The 25,855-nt window shown below is 72.4% G+C and carries 21 protein-coding genes and 1 riboswitch; of the genes, 15 read left to right on the top strand and 6 right to left on the bottom strand.

The features are described from left to right. The first annotated feature begins 45 nt into the window (after positions 1-45). The 6 genes from E9934_RS05010 to E9934_RS04985 all read left to right on the top strand — a co-directional run bounded on the left by E9934_RS05010 (position 46) and on the right by E9934_RS04985 (position 7,174). The gene (locus E9934_RS05010; RefSeq protein WP_136561761.1) at positions 46-843 is read left to right on the top strand and encodes a hypothetical protein; all 798 of its coding nucleotides are present in this window, start codon (positions 46-48) and stop codon (positions 841-843) included. 83 nt (positions 844-926) lie between these two features. Continuing rightward, a riboswitch (cobalamin riboswitch) is annotated at positions 927-1,041 on the top strand. Positions 1,042-1,116: 75 nt separating this feature from the next. Further along, the gene (locus E9934_RS05005) at positions 1,117-2,670 is read left to right on the top strand and encodes a hypothetical protein (protein WP_136561760.1); all 1,554 of its coding nucleotides are present in this window, start codon (positions 1,117-1,119) and stop codon (positions 2,668-2,670) included. A 2-nt stretch (positions 2,671-2,672) separates the two neighbouring features. Then, positions 2,673-3,572 (top strand): hypothetical protein, encoded by a 900-nt coding sequence (locus E9934_RS05000; RefSeq protein ID WP_136561759.1) that lies wholly within the window; start codon positions 2,673-2,675, stop codon positions 3,570-3,572. A 22-nt stretch (positions 3,573-3,594) separates the two neighbouring features. Beyond that, on the top strand, positions 3,595-4,734 hold the full coding sequence (locus tag E9934_RS04995; protein WP_136561758.1) for an energy-coupling factor transporter transmembrane component T: 1,140 nt from the start codon (positions 3,595-3,597) through the stop codon (positions 4,732-4,734). After that, complete coding sequence (locus tag E9934_RS04990) at positions 4,731-6,344, top strand: ABC transporter ATP-binding protein (protein WP_136561757.1); 1,614 nt, start codon at positions 4,731-4,733, stop codon at positions 6,342-6,344. The genes E9934_RS04995 and E9934_RS04990 overlap by 4 nt, the downstream gene beginning before the upstream one ends. Next, the gene (locus E9934_RS04985; RefSeq protein WP_136561756.1) at positions 6,341-7,174 is read left to right on the top strand and encodes an ECF transporter S component; all 834 of its coding nucleotides are present in this window, start codon (positions 6,341-6,343) and stop codon (positions 7,172-7,174) included. Before E9934_RS04990 ends, E9934_RS04985 begins: the two co-directional genes overlap by 4 nt. Before the next feature lie 7 nt (positions 7,175-7,181). Here E9934_RS04985 and E9934_RS04980 read toward each other — a convergent pair whose 3' ends face one another. The 4 genes from E9934_RS04980 to E9934_RS04965 form a co-directional block, all read right to left on the bottom strand. Next, entirely contained in the window at positions 7,182-8,363 is a 1,182-nt protein-coding gene (locus E9934_RS04980) for a PQQ-dependent sugar dehydrogenase (RefSeq protein WP_136561755.1), read from the bottom strand. Then, a complete protein-coding gene (locus E9934_RS04975) occupies positions 8,360-9,295 on the bottom strand; it encodes an alpha/beta fold hydrolase (protein WP_136561754.1) in 936 nt (311 codons plus the stop codon). Before E9934_RS04975 ends, E9934_RS04980 begins: the two co-directional genes overlap by 4 nt. 36 nt (positions 9,296-9,331) lie before the next feature. Continuing rightward, complete coding sequence (locus E9934_RS04970; protein WP_238694772.1) at positions 9,332-10,201, bottom strand: EamA family transporter; 870 nt, start codon at positions 10,199-10,201, stop codon at positions 9,332-9,334. 84 nt (positions 10,202-10,285) lie between these two features. Beyond that, positions 10,286-12,208, bottom strand: coding sequence for a hypothetical protein (locus E9934_RS04965; RefSeq protein ID WP_136561753.1), 1,923 nt, complete (start codon positions 12,206-12,208; stop codon positions 10,286-10,288). 256 nt (positions 12,209-12,464) lie between these two features. Here E9934_RS04965 and E9934_RS04960 point away from each other — a divergent pair, with 256 nt between their 5' ends. Beyond that, positions 12,465-15,287, top strand: coding sequence for an ATP-binding protein (locus E9934_RS04960; protein WP_158294931.1), 2,823 nt, complete (start codon positions 12,465-12,467; stop codon positions 15,285-15,287). A gap of 80 nt (positions 15,288-15,367) precedes the next feature. Here the strand turns inward: E9934_RS04960 and E9934_RS04955 are convergent, their stop codons facing one another. Beyond that, complete coding sequence (locus tag E9934_RS04955; RefSeq protein WP_136561751.1) at positions 15,368-15,709, bottom strand: hypothetical protein; 342 nt, start codon at positions 15,707-15,709, stop codon at positions 15,368-15,370. 153 nt (positions 15,710-15,862) lie between these two features. Here E9934_RS04955 and E9934_RS04950 point away from each other — a divergent pair, with 153 nt between their 5' ends. The 7 genes from E9934_RS04950 to E9934_RS04920 are packed head-to-tail and all read left to right on the top strand — an operon-like array spanning position 15,863 to position 22,747. Then, complete coding sequence (locus E9934_RS04950; protein ID WP_136561750.1) at positions 15,863-16,957, top strand: WD40/YVTN/BNR-like repeat-containing protein; 1,095 nt, start codon at positions 15,863-15,865, stop codon at positions 16,955-16,957. Between the two features lie 9 nt (positions 16,958-16,966). Further along, on the top strand, positions 16,967-17,413 hold the full coding sequence (locus E9934_RS04945; RefSeq protein WP_136561749.1) for an SRPBCC family protein: 447 nt from the start codon (positions 16,967-16,969) through the stop codon (positions 17,411-17,413). A 37-nt stretch (positions 17,414-17,450) separates the two neighbouring features. Further along, entirely contained in the window at positions 17,451-19,298 is a 1,848-nt protein-coding gene (gene ilvD / locus E9934_RS04940) for a dihydroxy-acid dehydratase (RefSeq protein WP_136561748.1), read from the top strand. A 43-nt stretch (positions 19,299-19,341) separates the two neighbouring features. Next, entirely contained in the window at positions 19,342-21,027 is a 1,686-nt protein-coding gene (gene ilvD / locus E9934_RS04935; RefSeq protein WP_136561747.1) for a dihydroxy-acid dehydratase, read from the top strand. Beyond that, positions 21,024-21,614 carry a pyridoxamine 5'-phosphate oxidase family protein gene (locus E9934_RS04930; protein ID WP_238694771.1) on the top strand — a complete coding sequence of 197 codons (591 nt, stop codon included), beginning with the start codon at positions 21,024-21,026 and terminating at the stop codon, positions 21,612-21,614. The genes ilvD (E9934_RS04935) and E9934_RS04930 overlap by 4 nt, the downstream gene beginning before the upstream one ends. Further along, complete coding sequence (locus E9934_RS04925; protein WP_136561746.1) at positions 21,614-22,321, top strand: GNAT family N-acetyltransferase; 708 nt, start codon at positions 21,614-21,616, stop codon at positions 22,319-22,321. Before E9934_RS04930 ends, E9934_RS04925 begins: the two co-directional genes overlap by 1 nt. 9 nt (positions 22,322-22,330) lie before the next feature. Continuing rightward, on the top strand, positions 22,331-22,747 hold the full coding sequence (locus tag E9934_RS04920; RefSeq protein WP_136561745.1) for a VOC family protein: 417 nt from the start codon (positions 22,331-22,333) through the stop codon (positions 22,745-22,747). Between the two features lie 10 nt (positions 22,748-22,757). Here the strand turns inward: E9934_RS04920 and E9934_RS04915 are convergent, their stop codons facing one another. After that, on the bottom strand, positions 22,758-23,768 hold the full coding sequence (locus E9934_RS04915) for an SGNH/GDSL hydrolase family protein (RefSeq protein ID WP_158294930.1): 1,011 nt from the start codon (positions 23,766-23,768) through the stop codon (positions 22,758-22,760). A 324-nt stretch (positions 23,769-24,092) separates the two neighbouring features. Between E9934_RS04915 and E9934_RS04910 the strand changes: the two genes are divergently transcribed. Next, positions 24,093-25,853 (top strand): acetolactate synthase large subunit, encoded by a 1,761-nt coding sequence (locus E9934_RS04910; protein WP_136561743.1) that lies wholly within the window; start codon positions 24,093-24,095, stop codon positions 25,851-25,853. Positions 25,854-25,855: the final 2 nt, after the last annotated feature.

The following is a 25,855-nucleotide window of genomic DNA, read 5'->3' as shown; positions in this document are numbered from 1 at the left end:
GGGCACTGCCGGTCGTCGTACGCGATGGCGGGTAGGGTCCCGGCCATGACTTCTCGACTGCGTCGCGGACTCGGCTCCGCCTCGGCTGCTCTGCTCCTCGGTCTCACGCTCGTTGCCTGCGGTGGCGACGACGGGGACTCCGACGACAAGGCTTCTAGCGACAACGGATCGAGCTCGGAGGAGTCGAGTGACACCGGCTCCGACGACGCGTCCGAGAGTGGCTCCGACGACGACTCGGACGACGCCGGATCCGGTGACGGTCCCTCGGAGCAGGACCTCGAGGCCGCCCTGCTGAGCGCCGACCAGGTGCCCGCGGGCTTCCAGGCGACGGGCGACGAGAACGAGTCGGACGAAGAGGACGACGAGGACAACCCGTTCGCCGGGACCTGCCTGGCGGACGTGGGCGAGTTCGACGACAAGGTCGGCGACCCCGCGGTCGAGGCGAAGACGGAGTACGAGCAGAGCAACGTCGAGCTGCCGGGCAGTATCGAGGTCGGCATCTCCTACTACAGCACCGATGTGGAGGACGAGTTCGCCGACTTCGTCGACGAGCTCGGCTCCTGCCCGCGCGTCCTGTCCACCGTCGATGACGTCACCTTCGACCTCGATGTCACCACGGAGGAGTTCGCGGCGCTGGACGCCGACGACACCGCCAAGGTCACGATGGCCGGCACGATCAGCAGCCAGGGCCAGTCCTTCCCGCTGACCGCCACGGTCATCGCGATCCTCAAGGACAACTACGTCAGCACCGTGTCGACGTTCGAGTTCCAGACCGAGACCCTGTCCGCGCAGGCCGACATCTGGGCCAACCTGCAGTACTCCAACGTCTACGAGCTGCGCTGATCGCTCGGGTCCGACCCGGCCACCTTCTCGCGTCCGATCGCCGGAATCGGCGGGGCGGCGCGCAGAAGGTAGGCTGCGGCCGACACATCAAGCACGTTCGCGGTGGGGGAAGCCGGTCCGAGTCCGGCGCTGACCCGCAACCGTAGGCCGCCATCGGGGGCGGCGAGCCGGAGCACCTGTTGCGACACGTCCTGACACCAACGCTGTCGTGGAAGAGCAGCGGGTGATCGGCTGGCGCCGTCCCTCCCGCTGAGTGCAGCGGGAAGGATCCACATGTCCTCGATCAACCTGCGCCGTCTCGGCGCGGTCGTCGCCGGTGGCGCCGTCGTCGCCTCCGGCCTGGTCGCCGCCGGACCGACGGGCAGCGCGCACGCGCTCGTCCTCAACGCCCCGACCGTCGCCGCCGTCGACTGGCTCGAGGCGCAGCTGACCGAGGACGACGTCTTCGGCACCGAGGCGTCCAATGTCACCGCGACCATCGACTTCGGTGTCGGGCTCGCCCGCAGTGGCGCCGATGGCGACGTCCTGGCGCGCATCGTCGACGGGGTCGACGGTGCCCTGGCGACCTACGTCGGATCTTCCGGCGATCTGGCGAAGTCGGCCCGCGTCGCGAAGGCCGCCGCGTTCTACGCGCTGGCCGGTGAGTCCCTGACCCGCGGTGAGATCGACCTCCAGGACCGGTTGGAGACCGTGGTGGGAGACGACGGCGGTCTCGACAACGACTGGGGTGGGGACGACTACTTCAACCAGTCGGCTGCGGTCCTGGCGCTCGATGCCGTGGGCAGCGAGGAGACCAACGCCGCGACCGAGTTCCTCCTCGCGGGACAGTGCGCCACAGACGGCGGATGGGGCTATCTCGACACGTTCACCGATCCGGGCAACCCCGCCTGTGTCGCCGACGCCGACACGACGGCGGTCGCCCTCCTCGGCCTCGTCTCGCAGAACGACGACGAGGACGTCGCAGCGGCGATCGCCGAGGGCGTGGCCTACCTCGAGGGCCAGCAGGCCGCGGACGGTTCGTTCGGCGAGACCTTCTTCACGCCCTTCAACACCAACTCCACGGGTCTGGCGGGCTGGGCGCTGAGCGAGGCCGGGACGACCGAGTCGGCTGCTGACGCCGCCGAGGCCGCCGCGGTCTGGGTGCGCCGCCACCAGCTCACCGGCCTCGCCTGCGACGGCGCAGCCGTCGCCGAGGCGGGCATGCTCAGCTACTCCGACCAGGCGCTCACCGACGAGCTCGGATCCGGGGTGACCGACCGCGCTCGCGCGATCAGCGCCACGGCGCAGGCGTTCCCGGTGCTCCTGCTCGCGCCCGCAGCGACCGGGGACGTGACGATCAAGGCCCCGCGGTGGGTGAAGGCCGGGACGTCGGTCACCGTGCGGGCCGCGGGGCTCGCTCCCGGTGAGCGTGACTGTGTCGTGCTCGCCGGTGGCAACGGCGCTGCTGTGGGCGATGCCGACGGCAACGGCTCGGCCTCCATCGCCGTTCCTCCCACGACCCGCAACTACAAGGCCGCGCTGCGCACCGTCGGCGGCGCCAACCTGACCACGCCCGTCACTGCGCTCGCGCCGAAGGTCCTCACGGTCCTGCGCGGCACGTCGCGGGTCGCGGCCGGCGGCCAGCAGGCCGTGCGCATCACCGGCCTGGTCCCGGGCGAGAAGGCCACCATCCGCTACGGCAAGGTCGTCGTCGGGACCGGTGTCGCCAACGCCAACGGCGCCTTCCGCGTGACGTTCGCGGTGGGGCGCGCCAAGGGCACCAAGACCGTGACCGGCCGAGGGCTGTTCAACACCCGCCGCGGCGCGGTCACGTTCCGAGTGGTCTGACGATGACGATCCCCAGGAGGCTCGGGTCGGTCGCGGCGCGTCTCATCGCCGCGACCGGCCTCCTGGTCGCCGCTCACACGGTCGTCCCGGTCAGCGCCGCCGCGGATCCGGCGAGCTCGTGCGAGGGTCGTGACGGCGTCATCGTCGTCGTCGACTTCGCCGAGCTGGGCGGCGGCGTCACCAAGGGTTGCTCGGCGGACGGCGGCACGGCCGCCGAGTTGTTCAAGCGGGCCGACTTCGGCCTCACCCGCGTCACGTCGAGCCCCAGCTTCGTGTGCCGTGTCAGCGGCAAGCCGTCGGACGCGGCCTGCGCGGACACTCCCCCCGTCAACGCCTACTGGAGCCTGTGGACCGCCGACGGGACCGCCGAGTCCTGGTCCTATGCGCAGAGCGGTGTCGATGGCCAGCGGGTCGCGGAGGGCGGCTACGTCGCGTTCGCGTGGCACCAGGGCGGCGGCCGCGCGGCAGCCCCTGCGGTCACCCCCAGCGCCCGCGTCGCGGAGGCCGAGCCCACGCCCAGCACGGGCGGCGGTACCGGCGGCAGTGGCACGGGTGGCGGCAAGGGCGGCGGCTCGAACGGGTCCGGGGGCCCCGGTCCGTCCGCTGGTGAGTCCGCATCACCCGCCGACCCGAGCTCGGCGACGCCCACGGGCGAGCCGGGTGAGACCGGCAGCCCGTCGGCCAGGGCCTCCGCGAGCGAGCGACCCACGGCGACCGACGACGCCGCCGACGAGTCCGCCTCCACGGAGCTTCCCGGCATCGACGAGATCCCCGAGGGCGCCCCGGCGGCGGAGCCGGACGACGACGAGGGTGGCTTCCCCGCCTGGGTCGGGATCGGCCTGGCCGTGCTGGTGCTCGGAGCGGCCGGCGCCGTCCCGATCATCCGGCGCCGCGCGGGCTGAGCCGGCGGGACGGGAGCTGGCGATGGCGGGACGGATCCCGCGGGACCTCCATCCCGTGGCGTGGTGGGTGTGGGCGATCGGCCTGGCGGTCGGCGCGACCTGCACCACCAACCCGTTCCTGCTCGCGATCCTGCTCGCCGTCGTCACCCTGACCGTGCTGAGCTGTCGCGGCGACCAGCCATGGGCCCGCTCCTTCCGGCTCTATGTCTGGATCGGCGCCCTGGTCATCGTGACCCGGATCCTCTTCCGGATCGTGCTCGGCGGCGACGTGCCCGGCCAGGTGATCCTTCGCCTGCCCGACATCCCGCTGCCCGACGTCGCGGCGGGCATCAGCCTGCTCGGACCGTTCACGCGCGAGGAGCTGCTCGCCTCGTCGTACGACGGGCTGCGGCTGGCCGCGCTGCTGATCGCCGTCGGCGCCGCCAACGCGCTCGCGAACCCCAAGCGCCTGATGAAGTCGCTCCCGCCCGCGCTCTATGAGGTCGGCACGGCCATGACCGTCGCGATCAGCGTCGTGCCGCAGCTCGCCGACAGCGCCCGCCGGGTCCGGGCGGCGCAGGAGCTGCGCGGCGCCGCGGCGGGGCGCTTCCGCCGCATCCGGGGCGTACGACGACTGCTGGTGCCGATCCTGGAGGACGCGTTCGACCGCTCACTGGCCCTGGCGGCCGGGATGGACGCGCGCGGCTACGGCCGCACCGGTGAGAGCACCCCGGCCCAGCGGCGGACCACCGGGGCGCTCATGCTCGTCGGGCTGTCCGGCGTGTGCGTCGGGGTCTATGCCGTCCTCGACGCGACGGCTCCCCGCGTGCTGGCGGTCCCGCTCGTCGTGGCCGGCACCGCTGTCGCACTCGTCGGCATGGCGAGCGCGGGCCGGCGCGTCGGCCGCACCCGCTATCGCGCCGACCGGTGGCGGTTGCCGGAGCTGCTGGTCGCCCTGTCCGGGGTGGTCGCGGGCGCCGGCCTGTGGGCCGTGCAGCGGTGGCAGGTCGACGTCGCGCACCCCGGTGTCCTGGAGGTGCCGGAGATCGGCCTCGGCGCCGTCGCGGTGATCCTGGTCGGCGTACTGCCCGTCTGGGTGGCCCCGCCACCGCTCACCGCGTCGACCCAGCCGACCGCGACGGCAGCACTGCGCGCCCCGGCCGAGGCGGTGGCCGCGCGATGATCGAGCTGCGCGACCTGACCTTCGCCTACGACGACGGCCCGAGGATCCTCGACGGCGTGGACCTGACGGTCGAGGAGGGCGAGCTGGTCCTGCTGGCCGGCCCGACCGGCGTGGGCAAGTCGACCCTGCTGGGGGCGGTGGCCGGCCTGGTGCCGGCGTTCAGCGGCGGCACCGTGAGCGGCGACGTCCTGCTGGACGGCGGGAGCATCCTGGAGCTGCCCGCCCGCGAGCGTGCGCACGCGATCGGCTTCGTCGGCCAGAACCCGTCGGCCTGGTTCGTCACCGACACGGTCGAGGAGGAGCTCGCCTTCGGCATGGAGCAGCTCGGCCTCGCGCCGGCGACCATGCGTCGCCGGGTGGAGGAGACCCTCGACCTGCTGGGCATCGCCGAGCTGCGCCAGCGTGACCTGCGCACGCTGTCCGGCGGGCAGCAGCAGCGGGTCGCGATCGGCTCGGTGCTGACCATGCATCCCCGGCTCCTCGTGCTCGACGAGCCGACGTCGGCCCTCGACCCGACGGCCGCCGAGGACGTCCTGGCCACGCTGACCCGGCTGGTGCACGACCTCGGCGTCTCGGTGCTCCTGGCCGAGCACCGGCTCGAGCGGGTCGTGCCGTTCGCCGACAGGATGGCGCTGCTCGGTGGTGACATCGACCGCCCGGGCCTCCTGCGGGTCGGTGAGACGGCCGAGGTGCTCGCCGACGCGCCGATCGCGCCGCCGATCGTCGAGCTCGGTCGGGCCGCCGGGTGGCAGCCGTTGCCCCTCACGGTCCGTGACGCCCGGCGTCGCGCCCGCCCGTTGCTCGCCGACCTCGGCGAACCTCCGGTGCGGCCGCGACCGCCGGTCGTCGACACCACCCCGGTCGTGGACGTACGACGCCTCGTCGGCGGGCCCGCCCACGTGCCCGTGCTCCGGGAGATCGACCTCCAGCTCCAGCGCGGCACGGTCACCGCGCTGATGGGCCGCAACGGCGCCGGCAAGTCCACGCTGCTGTGGACCCTGCAGGGGCGGCTGCGCCCCGACCGGGGCGATGTCGTCGTCGCCGGTGCCGACCCGCACGGACGCAGCGCCGAGGAGCGCCGCGCCACGACGGGCCTCGTGCCGCAGAGCCCGGCCGACCTGCTCTACCTGGAGACGGTCGCCGAGGAGTGCGCGGCGGCCGACGGTGACGCCGGACGGCCCGGACGGACCCGCGAGCTGCTCGACCGGCTCGCCCCCGGCATCGACCCCGACCAGCATCCGAGGGACCTGTCGGAGGGCCAGCGACTCGCCCTGGCCGTCGCGATCGTGCTGGCCGCGAGCCCGCAGGTGCTGTTGCTGGACGAGCCGACCCGCGGCCTCGACTACCCGGCCAAGGCGGCGCTGGCCGAGGTGCTGCGCGACCTCGCGGCCGAGCCCGGGGCCGAGCGTGCGGTCCTCGTCGCGACCCACGACGTCGAGTTCGTCGCGCGCGCCGCGGACGACCTCGCGGTCCTCGCCGAGGGCGAGATCGTGTCCCACGCTCCGGTGGCCCGGGCCGTCGGGGAGTCACCGGCCTTCGCGCCGCAGGTCACCAAGGTCCTCGGCGAGGGCTGGCTGACGGTGGACCAGGTCCGCGAGGCACTGCCATGACCGAGCCGCGGCCTCAGCCGCAGCGCGTGAGCGACGCCCGCGCCGCCGTACCGCTCGGGTTGCGGTCGGGGGCCGTCCTCGCGCTGACATCGGTGATGGGCGCGATGATGCTCGCCTGGCCGCTCTTCCTCGAGGTCGACCCCGACGCCAACCGCGTCGATCCGCCCTTCCTCTTCCTCGCGCTGCTGCCGCTGGTCCTCGCGGTCGTGATGGCCGAGCTCAGCGAGGGCGGGATCGACTCACGGGTCCTCGCGATCCTCGGCGTCCTCACCGCCGTCAACGCGGTGCTCCGGCTGCTGAGCGCCGGCACGGCCGGGCTGGAGCTGGTGTTCTTCCTGCTGATCCTCGGTGGGCGGGTCTTCGGGCCGGGCTTCGGCTTCGTGCTCGGCTGCCTGTCGATGTTCGCCTCCGCGTTGCTCACCGCCGGGGTGGGGCCGTGGCTGCCGTTCCAGATGCTGTGCGCCGGCTGGGTCGGCATGGGTGCGGGGCTGTTGCCGCGCGGTCCCCGCGGCCGTCGGGAGATCGCGCTGCTCGTGGTCTACGGCGTGCTCGCGGCCTATGCCTACGGCCTGCTGATGAACCTGCAGGGCTGGCCGTTCATCGTCGGCCTCGACGTCCCCGGCCAGGACTCGACGTCACTTTCCTATGCCCCCGACGCGTCGGTGGGGGAGAACCTCCACCGCTTCGGTCTCTACACCCTGCTGACGTCGACCGCCGGCTGGGACACCGGCCGCGCCCTGACCACGGCGCTGGCCCTGATCCTGCTCGGCCCGGCCGTGCTCACCACCCTGCGCCGGGCCGCTCGCCGGGCCCGGATCGTGCGGCGGTAGCAGCCCGTCAGGGCTCGACCAGCAGGATCCGGTCGTCACCCTCGCCGGGCTCGCCCCGGCCGTCGGTGTTGCTGGTGGTGAGCCAGAGCCGTCCGCTGGGGTCCCGCACGACGGTGCGGAGGCGGCCGAAGGTCTGCTCGTCCTCCGCCGCCGGGGCGAAGTACGCCGCCGGGTCGCTGACCTGCCCGGAGGCGACCTTGATCCGCCACAGCCGCTCGCCTCGGAGCGCCGCCATCCAGAGGTAGCCGCCGGCATAGGTGACGCCCGCGGGCGAGGCCTCCTCGGCGCTCCACGTCAGCGAGGGCCGGGTGAACTTCGCCGGCCCGCGGTCGCCCTCGACCTGCGGCCAGCCGTAGTTGGCGCCGGGAAGGATGCGGTTGAGCTCGTCGGCGGTCTGGTCGCCGAACTCCGAGGCCCACAGCTGGCTGTCCATGTCGAAGGTCAGGCCCTCGACGTTGCGGTGGCCCATCGACCACACCAACGTCTTGAACGGGTTGTCCGGTGCCGGCTCGCCGTCGGCGGTCATCCGCAGGATCTTGCCGCCGAGCGACTTCCGCGCCTGCGCCCGGGCGCCGTCCTCCGCATCGCCGGTCGAGGCGTAGAGGAAGCCGTCCGGCCCGAACGTCAGGGCGCCGCCGTTGTGGCGCTCGGCGACGGGGATTCCGGTCACGATGGGCTCGGTGGCGCCGAGCGACTCGCCGTCGAAGGTGGCCCGGACGATCCGGTTGTCGTCGGCGGTCGAGACGTAGAAGAAGAGCAGGCCGTCGGAGGAGAACGTCGGGGAGACGGCCACGCCCAGCAGGCCGCCCTCGGAGCGGGCCTGCGTCTCGGCGATCGTGCCGATCTCGACGACCTCGCCCGGCTCCTCGGTGGGCTCGCCGTCGACGGCGGGCGCGGTCACGACCAGCACCCGGCCGGTGTCGCGCTCCGTGACGACCGCCCGACCGTCGGGCAGGAAGGCCACGCCCCAGGGCGTGGTCAGGCCGGTGGCGATGGTGGCGACGACGTCGGGAACGCCGTCGACGGCGAAGGTGAGCTCGCCGTTCTGCACGGTGCCGGTCGGCGCCGCGGTCGCGGTGCCCTGCACGTCGACATCGACCTCGTTGCCGCCCTGGCCGCAGGCGCCGAGCGCCAGCGCGAGGCAGGCGAGTGCGGTCGCCGATGCCGGGGTGCGGTGCGGGCGCCTCATCCGACGCGCCGCACGAAGTCGAGCAGCAGCTCGTGCACCCGCTCGGGCTGCTCCAGCTGGATGAAGTGCGAGCCGCGCAGCTCGACGTACTCGGTCTCCTCGCCGCGCTCGGCGAGACGCGCCGAGGCGCTCGCCATGTCGCGTGCCCCCGCCAGCAGGTCGTACGTCGCCGCGACGAACAGCGTCGGCACGTGGATCTGGCTCAGCCGCACCCGCGGGTGCCGCGACGTGCCGAGGGCGAGCCGCGCGTACCACTCGACCGGCGTCGTCAGGAACTCCTGCACGCCGATCGCCGTGGCCTCGGGATCCGGCATCGGGAACATGAAGCCCGTGCGACCGATCGCGTTGATGAGTCCGGGGCCGACCGGGATCCGGCGGACCAGGGGGCTGGCGATCCAGCCGGTGTACTTGGCGAAACGGCAGGCGTTGACGGTCACCAGACGCGCGACCGGCCGCGGCAGGTGGAAGGGCCCCAGCATCGTCGAGAAGGTGTCGCCGGGCACGCCGGCCATGGCGAAGATGCCGCGGACCCGCTCGGGGTGGCGGTAGGTCATCTCGAAGGCGGTGTTGACACCCATCGACCAGCCCATCAGGACGGCGTTGTCGATGCCGAAGTGATCCATGACCGACAGGCCGTCCTGGACGAAGTGCTCGATCTCGAGGTGGCGGCGGTCGCGTGGCCGCTCCGATCCGCCGACGCCGCGGTGGTTCCACGACACGACCCGGATCCCGCACGCCGGGTCGAGCAGCCACGGCCAGAGCAGGGCGTTGGTGCCGAGACCGTTGCAGAGCACGACGGTGGGGCCGTCGATCACGCCGTCGGGGTCGTTGGTCCACGCCCGGACGTGGGTGCCGTCGTCGGACAGGATGTCGCGGAACTCGAGCGACGTCGGTCGCACGCGTTCCTCGGGGCGGGGAGCAGAGGTCGCCATGCGGGCGATTCTGCCCGAAGTCGGACCCCTCCGACGTCAGGCGCCGACCAACGGGCGGCTGGTGGCCCGGGTCGCTCCGATGCTGGCGACGACGACGCACACGATCGCCCCCCACTGGACGGCGGCGAGCTCCTCCGACACCACCAGCGCACCGGCCAGCGCCGCGGCGGCCGGCTCGAGGCTCATCAGGACGCCGAACGTCGCGGCCGGCAGCGTGCGCAGCGCCGACAGCTCCGCGGTGTAGGGCACCACCGAGCTCAACAGGCCGACCGCGGCGCCGAAGAGCAGCACCCGGCCGTCGGTGAGCCCACCGGCATCGACGCCGAGGAGGAGCGGCGAGATCAGCACCACGGCCACGACGCTCGCGACGGCGAGGCCGTCGATCCCGGGCCATTCGCGGCCGGTGGCCGCGCTGGAGAGGATGTAGCCCGCCCAGGCGGCGCCGGCCAGGAGCGCATAGGCGACGCCGACGGGGTCGAGGTGGCCGCGCTCGAAGCCGAGCAGCAGCACGCCGACGGCGGCCAGGCCCACCCACGCCAGGTCCCGGGGTCGGCGGAAGCCGACCGCGGCCAGGATGAGCGGGCCGATGAACTCGATCGTGACCGCGACGCCGATCGGGATGCGGGAGAAGGACTGATAGATGGCCCAGTTCATGATGCCGAGGCAGGCGCCGTAGCGGGCGGCCACCAGCCACGCCGTGCGTGACCGGCCGCGCAGCCGCGGACGGGCCCACAGCAGCAGGACGGCGGCGCTGGTCACCAGGCGCAGCCAGACCACGCCGTCGGGCTCGAGGTCGGCGAAGAGCCGCTTGGCGAATCCGGCGCCGAACTGGACCGACAGGATCCCGATCAGGACGAGGCCCACGGCCACCGGCCACGACGGGCCGGGTGGGGGACGCTCGGACACGGCTCCCACCGTAGACGCCCCGGAGACACCGCAGTGGCCGGCCCCGCGGGGGAGCCGGCCACTCGGGTCGTGGGAGCGGATGGACTACTTGGCGACCACGAGCCCGTCGATGTGCACTGGGCGGCCGGTCGGGCTGGTGACCCGGATCTTGACGGTGCCGGAGCGGACGCCCTGGAAGGTCGCGATCGGGATGAGCTTCTTCTTGGTGGTCTTGCCCTTGAGGCTGATGGTCTTGATGACCTTGTTGTTCCAGAGCACCTGGACGGTGCCGCCGTTGGCGACGGTGGTCGCGACCAGCGCGAGACGGCGGGCCTTCACCCCGGAGCGGACGAGCTGGCGTCCCTTGGTGGTGGTGCTGGCCAGGGTGCCCTGGAAGTGGCCGGCCTTGGCCGCGCGGGTCCAGCCGGAGCCGGCGAGCTGCTTGTCGTCCAGCGGGACGGTGGTGCAGCGCTGCGCCGAGCGGGAGCCGAGGTTGTCGGCACTGTCGATCGACTGCGTCTCGAAGCAGTAGGTGCGCCCCAGCGCTCCGGTGAAGTCGAACGGTCCGTTGGCCAGGTTGTTGCCGACCACCGCCGGGTCGGTGAAGCCCGCCTGGTTCCACGCCGAGGTGCTCACGATGACGTCGGTCGACTCGACCTGGGAGAGAGCGTCGGTGGCGGTCCAGCCGACCGGGAAGCTGGTGCTGAGCGTCTGTGCCTTGATCGCGGTGGAGGGGGCCGAGACCGGTCCGGAGACGTCGAGGTAGTCCGCCTGGACGTAGGACGCGCCGCCGTTGTCGACGATGCTGACCGCCACCACGTTGCCCTGACCGTCGGCGTCCGCTGCGATCTCACCCTCGGAGATGCCGCCGGCGTAGGTGGTCAGGGGCTGGATGGCGCTGGTGCGGTAGCGGAAGGTCAGCTGGTTGCTGCCGTCGTGGACGACGACCCGCCGGCTCCCGTCGGAGGTGAAGGGGATCGTGAACGGTGACGTCCCCGCGTCGGCCTCGTAGACGACCGGGTTGCCGAAGTCGCTGGTCGCCGGCCGGGTCGCGGCGAGGACCGAGTAGTTCGAGCCGTCGAACTGCGACCAGCTCGCGATCGCCGTTCCGGCGGCCGTCACGTCGAGCGAAGGACGGGAGGTGTCGATGCCGGGGGCGGAGACGATGTCTGGGCCGCCCGCCAGGCCCGCCGCGGTGACCTTGGCCGACACGACACGGTCGATGCCGCCCTCCGTGCCGCGGAAGACGATGGTGCCGGTGCCGTTGTCGGCGATGCCGACCTGCGGAGCGCGCGCGTCGTCCGGCCACAGGACCGGGTCGGGGTCGGTCCAGTCGGTGCCCGGCGTGCGGCGGGAGACCTCGACCTCCGGTGAGCCGAAGTTGGAGTCGTGGAAGCCGACCAGCGCCGTCCCGTCAGGTGCCACGTCGAGCGACGGGTCGGTCCCGCGCCCGCTCACCTCGCCGAGCACCGGGGCGGCCTCCTTGGCCCACAGCGCGGAGCGGACCGGGTCGGCGGAGTCCACCTCCGCCTCGATGACGACGTGGACGCGCCCGGAGGCGTCCATGGCCGCCGCAGTGTCGTTGATGCCGGTGGTGTCGGACGCGCTGAGCGTCGCGGGGCCGTCCCACTGGCCGCCGCCGACGTAGCGCGCGGAGCGCACCCGCTCCTCGCCGTTGATGGTCTGGGTCCACACGGCCGCGACGTCGCCCTTCTCGTTGCCCACGACGTGCAGGTTCTCGACCGCCGTCGCCACGCTGTGGATGACGTTGATCGGCAGGCCCCACGAGCCGCGGACGGCGTGGGAGGCATAGATCCGCTCGCCGCCGACGACCGGCTTGACCCACACCGCGACCGCGTTGCCGGGCGCGGTCGCCGTCACGTCCACCTCCGTGGGCAGGGCGCCGACCAGGCTGATGTTGCCGCCGTCGATCCCGGCGGCGGCGCCGGCGGGGGCTGCGTGGAGGCCGAGCGTGAGTGAGCTGGCGGCGACAGCGGCCGCGGCGATTCCGAGGACCTTGGTGCGCATGGGGGGTGCCTTTCGCTGGGAGGGCCGGGTCGGGCGGCCCGGGTTGGTGTCCGACCTGCTGGTGGGAGCGTCCTGACCGACGGACCTTGCACTTTTCTCACGGGACATCCGTGGCCTGTCGGTGGAGATGACCCCAGACTCGTCGTCCGGGACCGCGGTCCACATCCGCGTGGACCACGCAACCAACGCCGGTGACCACGCAGCCAACGTCACCGGCAGCACCCGCGAACGGCCGCGGCGCCCTACGATGCGATCCGTGCGCAGTCCGGTGCTCGTGTCCCGCACCGCCGAGCTCGCGCGACTCGGGACCGGCCTCGCCGCGCTCTCCGGGAGTCGCGGATCGGTGTGGTGCGTCCTGGGCGACCCCGGGATCGGGAAGTCCCGGCTCGTCGCCACCGTCGCGGCCGATGCCGCGTCGGCCGGCGTCACCGTCCTCACCGGACGGGCCGTCCTCGCCGACACCCCCGCCGCGTTGCGTCCGCTCGGTGAGGCGCTGCTGCGGTGGTCGCGCACGGCCGAGGTCCCGGACGACGCCCACCTGGCGCCGTACCTCCCGGCGCTGGGGAGGCTGGTGCCCCAGCTCGGACAGGGCACCGACGACGGCTCCGCGCCCGTGATGCTCATCGCCGAGGGCCTGCTGCGACTGGCCCGGGCGCTGCCGGGTCCGGGCATGCTGCTGGTGCTCGAGGACCTGCACTGGTCGGACCCGGAGACGCTCGAGGTGCTCGAGTACGTCGCCGACAACGCCGTCGACCTGCCGCTCATGGTCGTGGCGACCGCCCGGCAGCACGACACACCTGCGGTGACGGCGCTGATGGGCGCGCTCACGGCGCGCGGCGCCGCCGAGACGCTCACCCTGGGGCCCCTGACACCGGGCGAGGGCGCGGAACTGGCTCGCGCCTGTCTGGCCGCCGACGCTCCGGAGGAGCTGCTCGCCTGGGTCGGCCGGTTCGGTGCCGGATATCCGCTCTTCGCCGAGGAGATCCTGGCCGACCTGATCGACCGCCGCGTGCTGGTGCAGGAGGACGGCGCCTGGCACTTGGCCCAGCAGCTCGACCTGGTGGTGCCTCGTCCGTTCGTCCGCTCGGTCGAGGACCGGCTCTCCCGCGCAGGTGGGGATGCCCGCGAGGTCGCGGCCGCCTCCGCCATGCTCGGCACGGAGTTCGACTGGAGGGTCGTCGCCCACGCCACCGGACTCGGCGAGGCCGCGGTCGCGGACGCCTTCCGTGAGCTGCGGGCCCAACGACTGGTCGACATCGTCGTGCCGGACGGCTTCGCGTTCCGCCACGCGTTGACCCGCGAGGCCGTTCTCGACGGGCTGCTCGCGCCCGATCGGTCCCGGTTGGCGGCGAGCCTGGCCGACGCGCTGGCCGTCGCGGGTGACGGCGCCCCGGAGCCGCGGCTGCTCGCCGAGCTCGCCGAGACGGCCGGAGAGGACGAGCGCGCGGCCGGTCACTGGCTGGAGGCGGCTCGTCAGGCGGCCGCCCGCGGTGCCCTCACGACGGCGCTCGACGCAGTGGGCCGCGCCCGTCGGCTGCTGCCTGCCGGCGGCGTACTCGACATCGCGGCCCGCGAGATCGAGATGGGCGTGCACGCGCAGGCCGGTGACGTGCCGCGAGCGGTGGCTGCGGGCGAGGAGCTGGTCGCGGACCTGGTGGACGACCCGCCACGGCTGGCCGCCGCGCGACTACGGCTGACGCGGGCGCTGCTCGCCGGTGGCCGGTGGGACGAGGCGGCGGCAGCGCTGGGTGCCGTGACGGGGCACGATCCGGTCGAGGAGGCCGTCCTGGCCGCACGGCTGGCGCTGGGCCGACAGGACGACCGACGTGCGGTCGAGCAGGCCCGCCTGGCGCTCGAGGTCGCCGACGGCGCCCGTGTCGAGGTGTCGTGCGAGGCGTGGGAGGTGCTGGGCCGCGCGCTGCGGGCGCGTGACTACGTGGGCGCGGAGGAGGCCTTCGAGTCCGGGTTCCGGCTCGCTGACGAGCACGGGCTGCCGCTGTGGCGCTGTCGGCTCCTGGCCGCCCTGGGAGCGCTCGAGCTCGCTGGTCGCCGTCCGACCGAGGAGCGTCTGGTGGCCGCCCGGGCGGCGGCCCTGGAGCTCGGGGCGATCGCCACCGCTGCGCGCATCGAGCTCGAGCTCAACCTCGTCCGCCTGCGCTACCTGGACCTCGCCGCTGCCCAGACGGCGATCGACAACGCGATCGAGATGATGGCGCGCCTCCGGTTGCCCGATCTCGCCACCGCGCACCTGCTGCGCGCCGCCACCCACGGCCTCGCGGGCGAGGCCGACCAGATGGAGGCGGAGATCGAGCGCGCCCGCTCCCACCCGATGGACGAGGGGATCCGTCGCGTCGGGGTCCCGGGGCACGTCCGGGGGCTGGTGGCGCTCGCGCACGGCCGCCACGCGGACGCTCTCGCCCAGCTGGGTGAGGCGATGACCTATCACCGCGAGGTGCCGTCGACCCCGTTCTCCCTGCGCGGGCTGTGGGCGCTGCTGGAGACCGCGTTGACCGGCGACGGTGCCGATGCCCGCGAGGAGATCCGGTCCGGGCCGCAGTCCAACAGCCCCCACAACCACTTCGCACTGCGCTATGCCGATGCCATCGCCCTGGGGCGCGAGGGGCGCGCCGTCGAGGCCGAGCAGGCCTTCGCCGACGCGGAGTGGGCGATGCCGGGCCGGGAGCCGTGGCTCGAGCTCAATGCCCGTTTCCTCGTCGCCGGCGCGGCTGCCCGCGACGGCTGGGGCGATCCCGAGCGCTGGTTCCGCCACGTCCTCGACGGCTTCGTTGACTACGGCCTCGCCGGGGCAGCCTCGGTGTGCCGGGTGGCCATGCGCGACGCGGGCTTCGCCGTCCCCCGCAAGGCCGTCGGCAGTGGCCGGGTGCCGGTCGAGCTGCAGCGACTGGGGGTCACGGCCCGGGAGTACGACGTACTGGAGCTCGTCGTGACCGGTCTGTCCAACAAGGACGTCGCGGCCCGGCTCCATCTCTCGGTCCGCACCGTCGAGACGCACGTGACGCGACTGCTGCACCGGACGGGCTGCGCCGATCGCGCGGGCCTGGCGCGCCTGGTGTCCTGACTCAGCCGGCATCAGCCGGCATCGGCCGGCATCGGCTGGGCCGCGGTCCCCACATGGCCGCGGCCCACCCGATGCGGTGGCTACATGGCGACGGTGGGGCGCTCGGCGAGGTGCAGGTCGTCGGCGACCTCGACCCGTTCGCACCACCACGATCGCGCCGGGTCGGCGGTGCGGGCCTCGAGCGCCTTGCGGATCACCTCGACGGAGGTCGGCCGGTCCTCGTCAGCCGGTTCGGCCGGGTCTGTCGCCTCCGCGATGTCGATCACGACGGTGCAGTGATCGCGCTCGGTGCCCAGCAGCCAGCGGCTGGTCACGAACCCCGGGAGGCGGCGCAGCCACGGCGCCACCTCGGCCCGGAGGCGCTCGAGGGTCGCCGGACTGCGGTCCGGGTCGAGGCCGAGGGTCAGCACCAGCGTGGTCATGCATCAAGGCTCCCGGCCGCGCGGGCGTCGTACATCCGTGGAGACCACGTAGACAACAAGTCGAGCGCAATTCGCGCTCGACCGATGACATCGACCGCCGTCGTCGGTCAGTCTGGTCGAGGCCTACGAGCGAGCGACGGCGAGGAGACTGCGATGACGACGATCCTGATGATCGGGACCCGCAAGGGACTGTGGGTCGGACGGTCCGAGGACCGCGCCGACTGGAGCTTCACCGGGCCCCACCACGACATGGAGGAGGTCTACTCCTGCCTGGTCGACACCCGCGGCGCGACGCCACGGCTCTTCTCCGGAGCGTCGTCGAGCTGGCTCGGCCCCCAGCTGCGCTGGTCCGAGGACCTGGGCGAGACCTGGCAGGAGACACCCAACGGTGCCGTCCGGTTCCCCGAGGGCGCCGGCGCCACCCTCGAGCGGATCTGGCAGATCGTCCCCGGCACCGACCCCGGCGTCCTGCACGCCGGCACCGAGCCGGGCGCGGTCTTCACCTCCCGCGACGGCGGCGCCAGCTTCGCGCTCGAGGAGGGCCTGTGGAACCACCCGCACCGTGCTGAGTGGGGCGAGGGTTTCGGCGGCCAGGCGTTCCACACCGTCCTGCCGCACCCCACCGACGCCGACTCGCTCACCGTCGCCATCTCCACGGGCGGCGTCTACCAGACCCGCGACGGCGGTGGCTCCTGGGCGCCGCGCAACCAGGGCATCCGCGCCGACTTCCTGCCCGAGGAGCAGCGCTACCCGGAGTTCGGGCAGTGCGTCCACAAGGTCACCCGCCATCCCGCGCGGCCCGAGCGCCTCTATGCGCAGAACCACGGCGGCGTCTACCGTTCCGACGACGAGGGCGGGTCGTGGACCTCGATCGGCGACGAGCTGCCCAGCGACTTCGGGTTCCCGATCGTCGTCCACCCCCACCGGCCGGACACCATCTGGGTGTTCCCGCTCGGCGGTGGCGAGCGTCGCTACCCGCCCGAGGCCCGGGCCCGGGTGTGGCGCTCCGACGACGCGGGGGAGTCGTGGGCGTCGTACGGCGAGGGGCTGCCGGACGCGTTCTACGTCGGCGTCATGCGCGACGCGATGTGCGTCGACTCCGGCGACCCGGCCGGCCTCTACTTCGGCGCCCGCAACGGCTCGGTCTGGGCGTCTGCGGACGACGGCGAGAGCTGGCGGCAGATCGCGGCCGATCTCCCCGACGTCATGTCGGTGAAGGTCGGATCGTTCCGATCCGGGGCTGAGTAGGGTCGCGCCATGCCCGCCTTCTCCCAGACCCATGAGACGACCATCGCGGCGCCGGTCGCCACCGTCCACGCGCTGGTCGCCGAGTTCCCGGAGTGGACGAAGTGGTCCCCCTGGGAGGGCCTCGACCCCGACCTGAAGCGCACCTACGACGGCCAGGGCGTCGGCGCGACGTACGCCTGGTCGGGCAACAAGAAGGCCGGCGAGGGCCGGATGAGCTACACCTCGATCGCTCCCGAGCAGGTGGTGGTCGACCTCGAGTTCCTCAAGCCGTTCAAGGCACGCAACGTGGTGACCTTCGACCTCACCGAGGTCGGTGACCGCACGCGAGTCGCCTGGACGATGAGCGGCGAGCGCAGCGTGGTGTTCGCAGTCCTCGGCAAGCTGTTCTTCGACAAGGCCATCGCGAAGGACTTCCAGAAGGGGCTGGCGTCGCTCAAGGCCGCCGCCGAGGCCTGAGGGAGATCACCGGGGCAGGCCCGCGTAGCCTTGAAGCATGCCCACCCTGCGCTCAGCGACGTCCACCTCGGGCCGCAACATGGCCGGTGCGCGTGCCCTCTGGCGCGCGACCGGGATGACCGACTCGGACTTCGGCAAGCCGATCGTCGCCATCGCGAACTCCTTCACCGAGTTCGTCCCCGGTCACGTCCACCTGCGTGACCTGGGCAAGATCGTCGCGGAGTCCGTGGTCGCGTCCGGAGGCGTGGCGAAGGAGTTCAACACCATCGCCGTCGACGACGGCATCGCGATGGGTCACGGCGGGATGCTCTACTCGCTGCCCAGCCGCGAGCTGATCGCCGACGCGGTCGAATACATGGTCCAGGCGCACTGCGCGGACGCGATCGTGTGCATCTCCAACTGCGACAAGATCACGCCCGGCATGCTGCTCGCCGCGTTGCGGCTCAACATCCCGGTCGTCTTCGTCTCCGGCGGCCCGATGGAGGCCGGCAAGACCACGGCGATCGAGGGGATCGTCCACTCCAAGCTCGACCTGGTCGACGCGATGGCCGCGTCGGCCAACGACGCCGTCAGCGACGAGCTCCTCGACACCATCGAACGGTCGGCCTGCCCGACCTGCGGCTCCTGCTCGGGCATGTTCACGGCCAACTCGATGAACTGCCTGACCGAGGCGATCGGCCTCTCCTTGCCGGGCAACGGCTCGACCCTGGCCACGCACGCCAAGCGTCGCGCCCTCTTCGAGGAGGCCGGCCGGGTCGTGATGGACCTGTGTCGCCGCTACTACGACGAGGACGACGAGTCGGTCCTGCCACGCAACATCGCCAACCGCGACGCCTTCGAGAACGCCGTCGCGCTCGACGTCGCGATGGGCGGCTCGACCAACACCGTGCTGCACCTGCTCGCCGCCGCCCGCGAGGCCGAGCTCGACTTCGACGTCCACGACATCGACGCGATCTCGCGGCGTGTGCCCTGCCTGAGCAAGGTCGCGCCCAACTCGCCGAAGTTCCACATGGAGGACGTCCACCGGGCCGGCGGCATCCCTGCCCTGCTCGGAGAGCTGCGCCGCGGCGGCGCGCTCAAGGAGGGCGTCCACTCCGTCCACTCGCCCGACCTCGACAGCTGGCTCGGCCGGTGGGACATCCGTGCGGAGTCCCCGTCGGCCGAGGCGCTCGAGCTGTTCCAGGCCGCGCCCGGCGGTGTCCGGACGACCGAGCCGTTCTCGACCGAGAACCGCTGGGGCACCCTCGACACCGATGCGGCCGAGGGCTGCATCCGCGACGTCGAGCACGCCTACTCCGCCGACGGTGGTCTCGCGATCCTCACCGGCAACGTCGCCGTCGACGGCTGTGTCGTCAAGACCGCCGGGGTGGCCGAGGAGGCGTTGACCTTCCACGGCACCGCGATCGTCTTCGAGTCCCAGGACGACGCGGTCGAGGGCATCCTGGCCAAGAAGGTCGACGCCGGCCACGTGGTCGTCATCCGCTACGAGGGCCCGAAGGGCGGCCCCGGCATGCAGGAGATGCTCTATCCGACGGCCTTCCTCAAGGGACGCGGTCTGGGTGCGAAGTGCGCGCTCATCACCGACGGACGCTTCTCCGGCGGCACCAGCGGGCTCTCGATCGGCCACATCTCACCCGAGGCGGCCGGCGGGGGCCTGATCGCCCTCATCGAGGACGGCGACCCGATCTCGATCGACATCCCGAACCGCTCGATCCACCTCGACATCGACGACCACACGCTGTCCGAGCGCCGGGTGCTGCAGGAGAAGCGCGAGCGGCCCTACACCCCGCTCGACCGGCAGCGGCCGGTGTCCGCAGCCCTGCGCGCCTACGCCTCCATGGCCACGGCCGCGTCCGACGGTGCCTACCGGCGCGTCCCGGACTGATCCGGCGCCGTACGACGTCCAGACACTCCTCTAGCCTTGGGGCATGAGCGACGCCCCCGACATCAAGCCCCGTTCGCGCGACGTCACCGACGGCCTCGAGAAGGCGGCCGCCCGTGGCATGCTCCGCGCGGTCGGGATGGGTGACGCGGACTTCGCCAAGTCGCAGATCGGCGTCGCGTCCAGCTGGAACGAGATCACCCCCTGCAACCTGTCGCTGGACCGGCTCGCCAAGGCCGTGAAGAACGGCGTGCACGCGGCCGGCGGCTACCCGCTGGAGTTCGGGACCATCTCGGTCTCCGACGGCATCTCGATGGGCCACGAGGGGATGCACTTCTCGCTCGTCTCTCGTGAGGTCATCGCCGACTCCGTCGAGGTCGTCATGAACGCCGAGCGGCTCGACGGCTCGGTCCTGCTCGCGGGCTGCGACAAGTCGCTGCCCGGCATGCTGATGGCGGCGGCGCGGCTCGACCTCGCCAGCGTGTTCCTCTACGCCGGCTCGATCATGCCCGGTCAGGTCGACGGCCGGGACGTGACGATCATCGACGCCTTCGAGGCGGTCGGCGCGTGTCTGGCGGGCAAGATCACGCGTGAGGAGGTCGACCGCATCGAGCGGGCGATCTGTCCGGGCGAGGGGGCCTGCGGCGGCATGTACACCGCCAACACGATGGCGTCGGTCGGCGAGGCGCTGGGCATGTCGCTGCCGGGCAGCGCCGCTCCGCCGGCAGTGGACCGTCGCCGTGATGGCTTCGCGCACCGGTCGGGGGAGGCTGTGGTCAACCTGCTGCGCCAGGGCATCACCGCCCGCCAGATCATGACGCGCGAGGCGTTCGAGAACGCCATCGCCGTCGTGATGGCCCTCGGCGGCTCCACCAACGCCGTCCTCCACCTGCTCGCCATCGCCAACGAGGCCGAGGTCGAGCTGAGCCTCGACGACTTCAACCGGATCGGCGACAAGGTGCCGCACCTGGCCGACATGAAGCCGTTCGGCAAGTACGTGATGAACGACGTCGACAAGATCGGCGGCATCCCGATGGTCATGCGGACCCTGTTGGACGCCGGCCTGATGCACGGCGACTGCCTGACCGTCACCGGCAGGACGATGGCCGAGAACCTCGAGGCGCTCGCGCCGCCGGCTGTCGACGGCACGGTCATCCGGCCGCTCGACGCCCCGATCCACCAGAGCGGTGGGTTGACCATCCTCAAGGGCTCGCTCGCTCCGGAGGGCGCGGTCGTCAAGAGCGCCGGCTTCGACGACTCGGTCTATGCCGGCACCGCGCGGGTCTTCGACGGCGAGCGCGCGGCGATGGACGCTCTGGAGCAGGGCCTCATCGTGTCCGGCGACGTCGTCGTGATCCGCTACGAGGGCCCCAAGGGCGGCCCCGGCATGCGGGAGATGCTCGCCATCACCGGCGCGATCAAGGGAGCCGGACTCGGCAAGGACGTCGTGCTGGTCACCGACGGTCGCTTCTCCGGCGGCACGACCGGCCTCTGCGTGGGCCACATCGCCCCCGAGGCCGTCGACGGCGGTCCGATCGCCTTCGTGCGGGACGGCGACAGGATCACCCTCGACGTCGCCAACCGCACGTTGGAGCTCGCCGTCGACGAGTCCGAGCTCGCGGCGCGCCGGGTCGGTTGGGAGCCGCTTCCCCCGAAGTACACCCGCGGGGTGCTCGGCAAGTACGCCCGCACCGTCCAGTCCGCCGCCGTCGGCGCGGTGACATCCTGGTGAAGGTCCACCCCAGCGTCTCCGGCCGCCTGCGCGAGTTCGTCGACAGCCAGAAGATGTTCTTCGTCGCGACCGCCCCGCTCGCCCGGGACGGCCGCGTCAACGTCTCGCCCCGGGGCATCCCCGGCACCTTCCGGGTGCTCGACGAGCACACCTTCGCCTGGCTCGAGACCTCGGGCAGTGGCAGCGAGACCATCGCCCACCTGCGGGAGAACGGTCGCGTCACGGTGATGTTCTGCGCCTTCGAGGGCGCGCCCAACATCGTCCGCTTCCACGGCCAGGGCCGCATCGTGACCCGCTATGACGACGAGTACGTCCTGCTCGAGCCGCTCTTCGTCGACCTGCCGGGCGCCCGCGCCGTCGTCGTGGTCGACATCGAGCGCGTCTCCGACTCCTGCGGCTACGGCGTGCCGCTGATGGACTACGTCGGGGAGCGGGAGCTGCTGCAGTCCTACTTCGGGCGCCAGGGCGTCGAGGGCTCGGCCGACTACCGGCGCCGCAAGAACCGGACCAGCATCGACGGCCTCCCGGCCTACGACTTCGACCCGCCCGTGGAGCCGCCCGTCGAGCCGGCCGTCGAGTCGTCCTGATGACGACCGGCGACCAGGTCCAGCCCGTCGGCGCCCCGGTGCCGGGGTGGGAGCCCCGGCCGCGACCCGAGCCGGCCGTGCTCGCGGGACGGTACGTCGAGGTACGGCCCCTCACCTCGGCGCACTACGCCGACCTCTTCGCCGCCACCTGCGGCGAGGACGACGGCGACCTGTGGACCTACCGCCCCGTCCCGCGCCCCACCACGCTGCCGACACTGTGGATGCACCTCGCCGGGCTGCTCGAGTCGCCGGACCTGGTGACCTTCGCGCTCGTGCCGCTGGAGGGGGAGCGGTCCGGTCGGGCGACCGGGGTGGCGTCGTACGCCCGGATCGAGGAGGCGCACGGCCAGGTCGAGGTGGCGGGGGTCCTCCTCGGCAGGACCCTGCAGCGCACCCGGGCGGCGACCGAGGCGATCCACCTGCTGATGCGCCATGCCTTCGACGACCTCGGCTACCGGCGGTTCGAGTGGAAGTGCGACAGCCTCAACGAGCCCTCCCGGCGCGCGGCGGCACGGCTCGGGTTCGTGGCCGAGGGTCGCTTCCGCCACCACATGGTCACCCAGGGCCGCAGCCGTGACACCGACTGGTTCTCGGTCACCGACGACGAGTGGCCGGCCGTGCGGTCGGCCCACGAGGCGTGGCTGGCGCCGTCGAACTTCGACGACGACGGGGTGCAGCGGACCGCGCTGTCCGCGGTCGGTGCTTGACTCGGTCCCATGGACCCGCGGATCAGCTTCGTCACCCTCGCCGTCGCCGACCTCGACGCGAGCCGTCGCTTCTACGTCGAGGGACTCGGCTGGCGACCGGAGCTCGACGTCCCGGGCGAGGTGCTGATGATCCGCGCGGGGGAGCGGCTCGTGCTGTCGCTGTGGGACCGCGACCAGTTCGTCGCCGAGGTGGGCGGCGCCGTGGCCACGGGCGGCATCCCGCCGATCACACTGGCCCACAACGTCGCGACGCCCGCAGGGGTCGACGCCGTCCTGGACGAGGCCCGAGCGGCGGGAGCCGCCGAGGTGTCCTCGGGGACCGAACGCGAGTGGGGTGGCTACACCGGCTACTTCGCCGATCCCGACGGGTTCCGGTGGGAGATCGCGTGGAACCCGGGCGAGATCGGGCAGTCGGTGCTGCCCTGACCGCTGGTCGTCAGCGGCGCAGCTGCCGCAGCACCGACGCGGCCTGGGACCGGGCCCCCGCGGAGTTGGGGTGGGCCGGCACCGCGATCGCGAGGTCGTTGAGCGACAGGACGCCGAGGCCCTCGACGTAGCGCTCCGTCGCCGGCGCGCAGACGTCGTGGCCGCGGCTGAGCGGGTGGGTGTCGACGAGCTCGGCGCCGCCCCGCCGCGCGGCCCGGGCGAGCATGCGGTTGAGCTTGGCGAAGACGCCGTGCAGGTAGGCCATGTCGGAGTTGGTGATCGGGACGATCGGCCAACAGCCCTGGGCGGGGATGGCGTCCAGGTAGTTGACGAGCAGGATCCGCGCCTTCGGTGAGCGACGGTGGACCTCGCGCAGCGCGCGGACGACCTTGTTCTCCGAGCGCGCGATGTTGGCGGCCAGGCGGTCGACCCCGCCGGCGGTGAAGCGCTCCTTGCAGGCCCCGAGCGGGAGCGTGGAGTTGCCGATCAGCGGGACGATGTCCGGGAGCGGCAGCGTCGGCGTGGGGATCCCGATCGGGAGCAGGGAGATGCAGGACAGGGCACCGCTGGCGATGCCGGCGTCGTTGCCCCCGATGCCCATCGTGACGAGGTCCGTGCGCCGCGTCAGCCGGTCGAACTGAGGCGGGTTCTTCCCGCCCAGCGGCAGGCTCTGCGGCTTCGTGAAGTGGTCCGTCGTCGCCGAGCCGCAGGTCGCGTCGCGGAAGGTCTTCACGCCGAGCCGGCGTGCCACCAGCTTGGGGTAGTTGGTGTGCGACTGCACGCAGTCGATCGGCACGTGGGTGGTGTCCGGGAGGCCGTTCGCGTCGAGGAGGACCACGTCCGCGGACCACGAGTCCCCGAGCGCGACGTACTCCTGATAGCGGGGCGGCGCTGCCTTCGCCGCCACCGGGGCTGCCTGCGCCGCGGCAGCCGTGGGCGAGCCGGGCACGGCGGCGGCGATCAGCGGCGCGGCCAGCAGGCCGGCGAGGGTCAACAGGGTGGAGGGGGTCCGCAGGGGCATGCCCGACCAACGAGCAGGTGTGGGCGCGGTCACACCGGCCCGCGCCGGCGTTCGTCGGGGTCGTGATCGCCGGGACAGGATCTGAGACCGCCGTCTTGCCATCTGGGACCAGGTGGGACACTTATTCGACGGCACGACGTGCAACGGCGTACGCTGGCTTGCATGCATGACCAGCTCCTCGTACGCACCGGACGCGCCCGCTGACCCGATCGGCCTGCGCGTCCACCCCTCGTTGCCTCGCAACCGAGGGGTTTTTTGTTGAGCAAGATCTGATAGTCGTGACCAGCAGCGCCACGCAGCACCCAGGAGAGAAGGAACAGCCGGATGACTGAGCAGCAGGGCTCGGGCGAGTCGATCACCGGGGCGCAGAGTCTCGTCCGCTCGCTGGAGGCAGCCGGGGTGACCGACATCTTCGGGATCCCGGGCGGCGCGATCCTCCCGGCCTACGACCCCCTGATGGACAGCAGCATCCGTCACATCCTCGTCCGGCACGAGCAGGGCGCCGGCCATGCCGCGCAGGGCTACGCCTCGGCGTCGGGCCGGGTCGGCGTGTGCATGGCGACCTCCGGCCCGGGCGCGACCAACCTGGTCACCCCGCTGGCCGACGCTCACATGGACTCGGTCCCGATGGTCGCGATCACGGGCCAGGTCGGCGCGGCGCTGATCGGGACGGACGCCTTCCAGGAGGCCGACATCCGCGGCATCACGATGCCGATCACCAAGCACAACTTCCTGGTCACCGACCCCGCCGAGATCCCGACGAAGATCGCGGAGGCGTTCCACATCGCCTCGACCGGTCGACCCGGCCCGGTCCTGGTCGACGTCACGAAGTCGGCGCTGCAGTCGACGACCGGCTTCGACTGGCCCACCGAGATCAACCTGCCGGGCTACCGACCGGTGACCCGACCGCACGCCAAGCAGATCCGCGAGGCGGCCCGTCTGATCCTCGACGCCCGCAAGCCGGTCCTCTACGTCGGCGGCGGCACCATCCGCTCGGGTGCGTCGAAGGAGCTCGCGACCCTGGCCGAGCTCACCGGCATCCCGGTGGTCACGACGCTGATGGCGCGCGGCGCGTTCCCCGACAGCCACCCGCAGCACCTCGGCATGCCGGGCATGCACGGCACGGTCGCCGCGGTCGCCGCGCTGCAGAAGAGCGACCTGATCATCAGCCTCGGCGCCCGCTTCGACGACCGGGTCACCGGCAACCTCGACTCGTTCGCGCCCGGCGCGAAGATCATCCACGCCGACATCGACCCTGCGGAGATCGGCAAGAACCGGCACGCCGACGTCCCGATCGTGGGCGACGTGCGCGAGGTCCTGGTCGACCTGATCACCACCCTGCGCACCGAGGCCGACGCCGGCAACACCGGCGACTACGAGGGCTGGGTCCAGTTCTGCGCCGGCGTCAAGCAGAAGTACGCCCTCGGCTACGACAAGCCCACCGACGGCGGTCTGGCCCCGCAGTACGTCATCGAGCGCCTCGGCGTGATCTCCGGTGACAACACGATCTACACCGCGGGTGTGGGCCAGCACCAGATGTGGGCGGCGCAGTTCGTCAACTACGAGCGCCCCAACACCTGGATCAACTCCGGCGGCCTGGGGACGATGGGCTTCGCGGTTCCGGGAGCGATGGGCGCCAAGGTCGCGATGCCGGACCAGACGGTGTGGGCGGTGGACGGCGACGGCTGCTTCCAGATGACCAACCAGGAGCTGGCCACCTGCGCGATCAACAACATCCCGATCAAGGTGGCGATCATCAACAACGAGTCGCTCGGCATGGTGCGGCAGTGGCAGACCCTGTTCTACAACAGCCGCTATTCCAACACCGACCTGCACTCCAAGCGGATCCCGGACTTCGTGAAGCTCGCCGACGCCTACGGTTGCGTGGGCCTGGCGTGCGAGTCCCCGGAGGACGTGGACGCCACGATCCAGAAGGCGATGGAGATCAACGACGTGCCGGTCGTCGTCGACTTCCGGGTGCACCGCGACGCGATGGTGTGGCCGATGGTCGCCGCCGGCACCAGCAACGATGACATCAAGTACGCGCGCGACCTCGCGCCCCAGTTCGACGAGGATGACCTGTAGAG

This window comes from Nocardioides caeni (genome assembly GCF_004912195.1).
Lineage (GTDB): Bacteria > Actinomycetota > Actinomycetes > Propionibacteriales > Nocardioidaceae > Nocardioides > Nocardioides caeni.
This window is presented reverse-complemented; position numbering and strand designations above follow the sequence as displayed.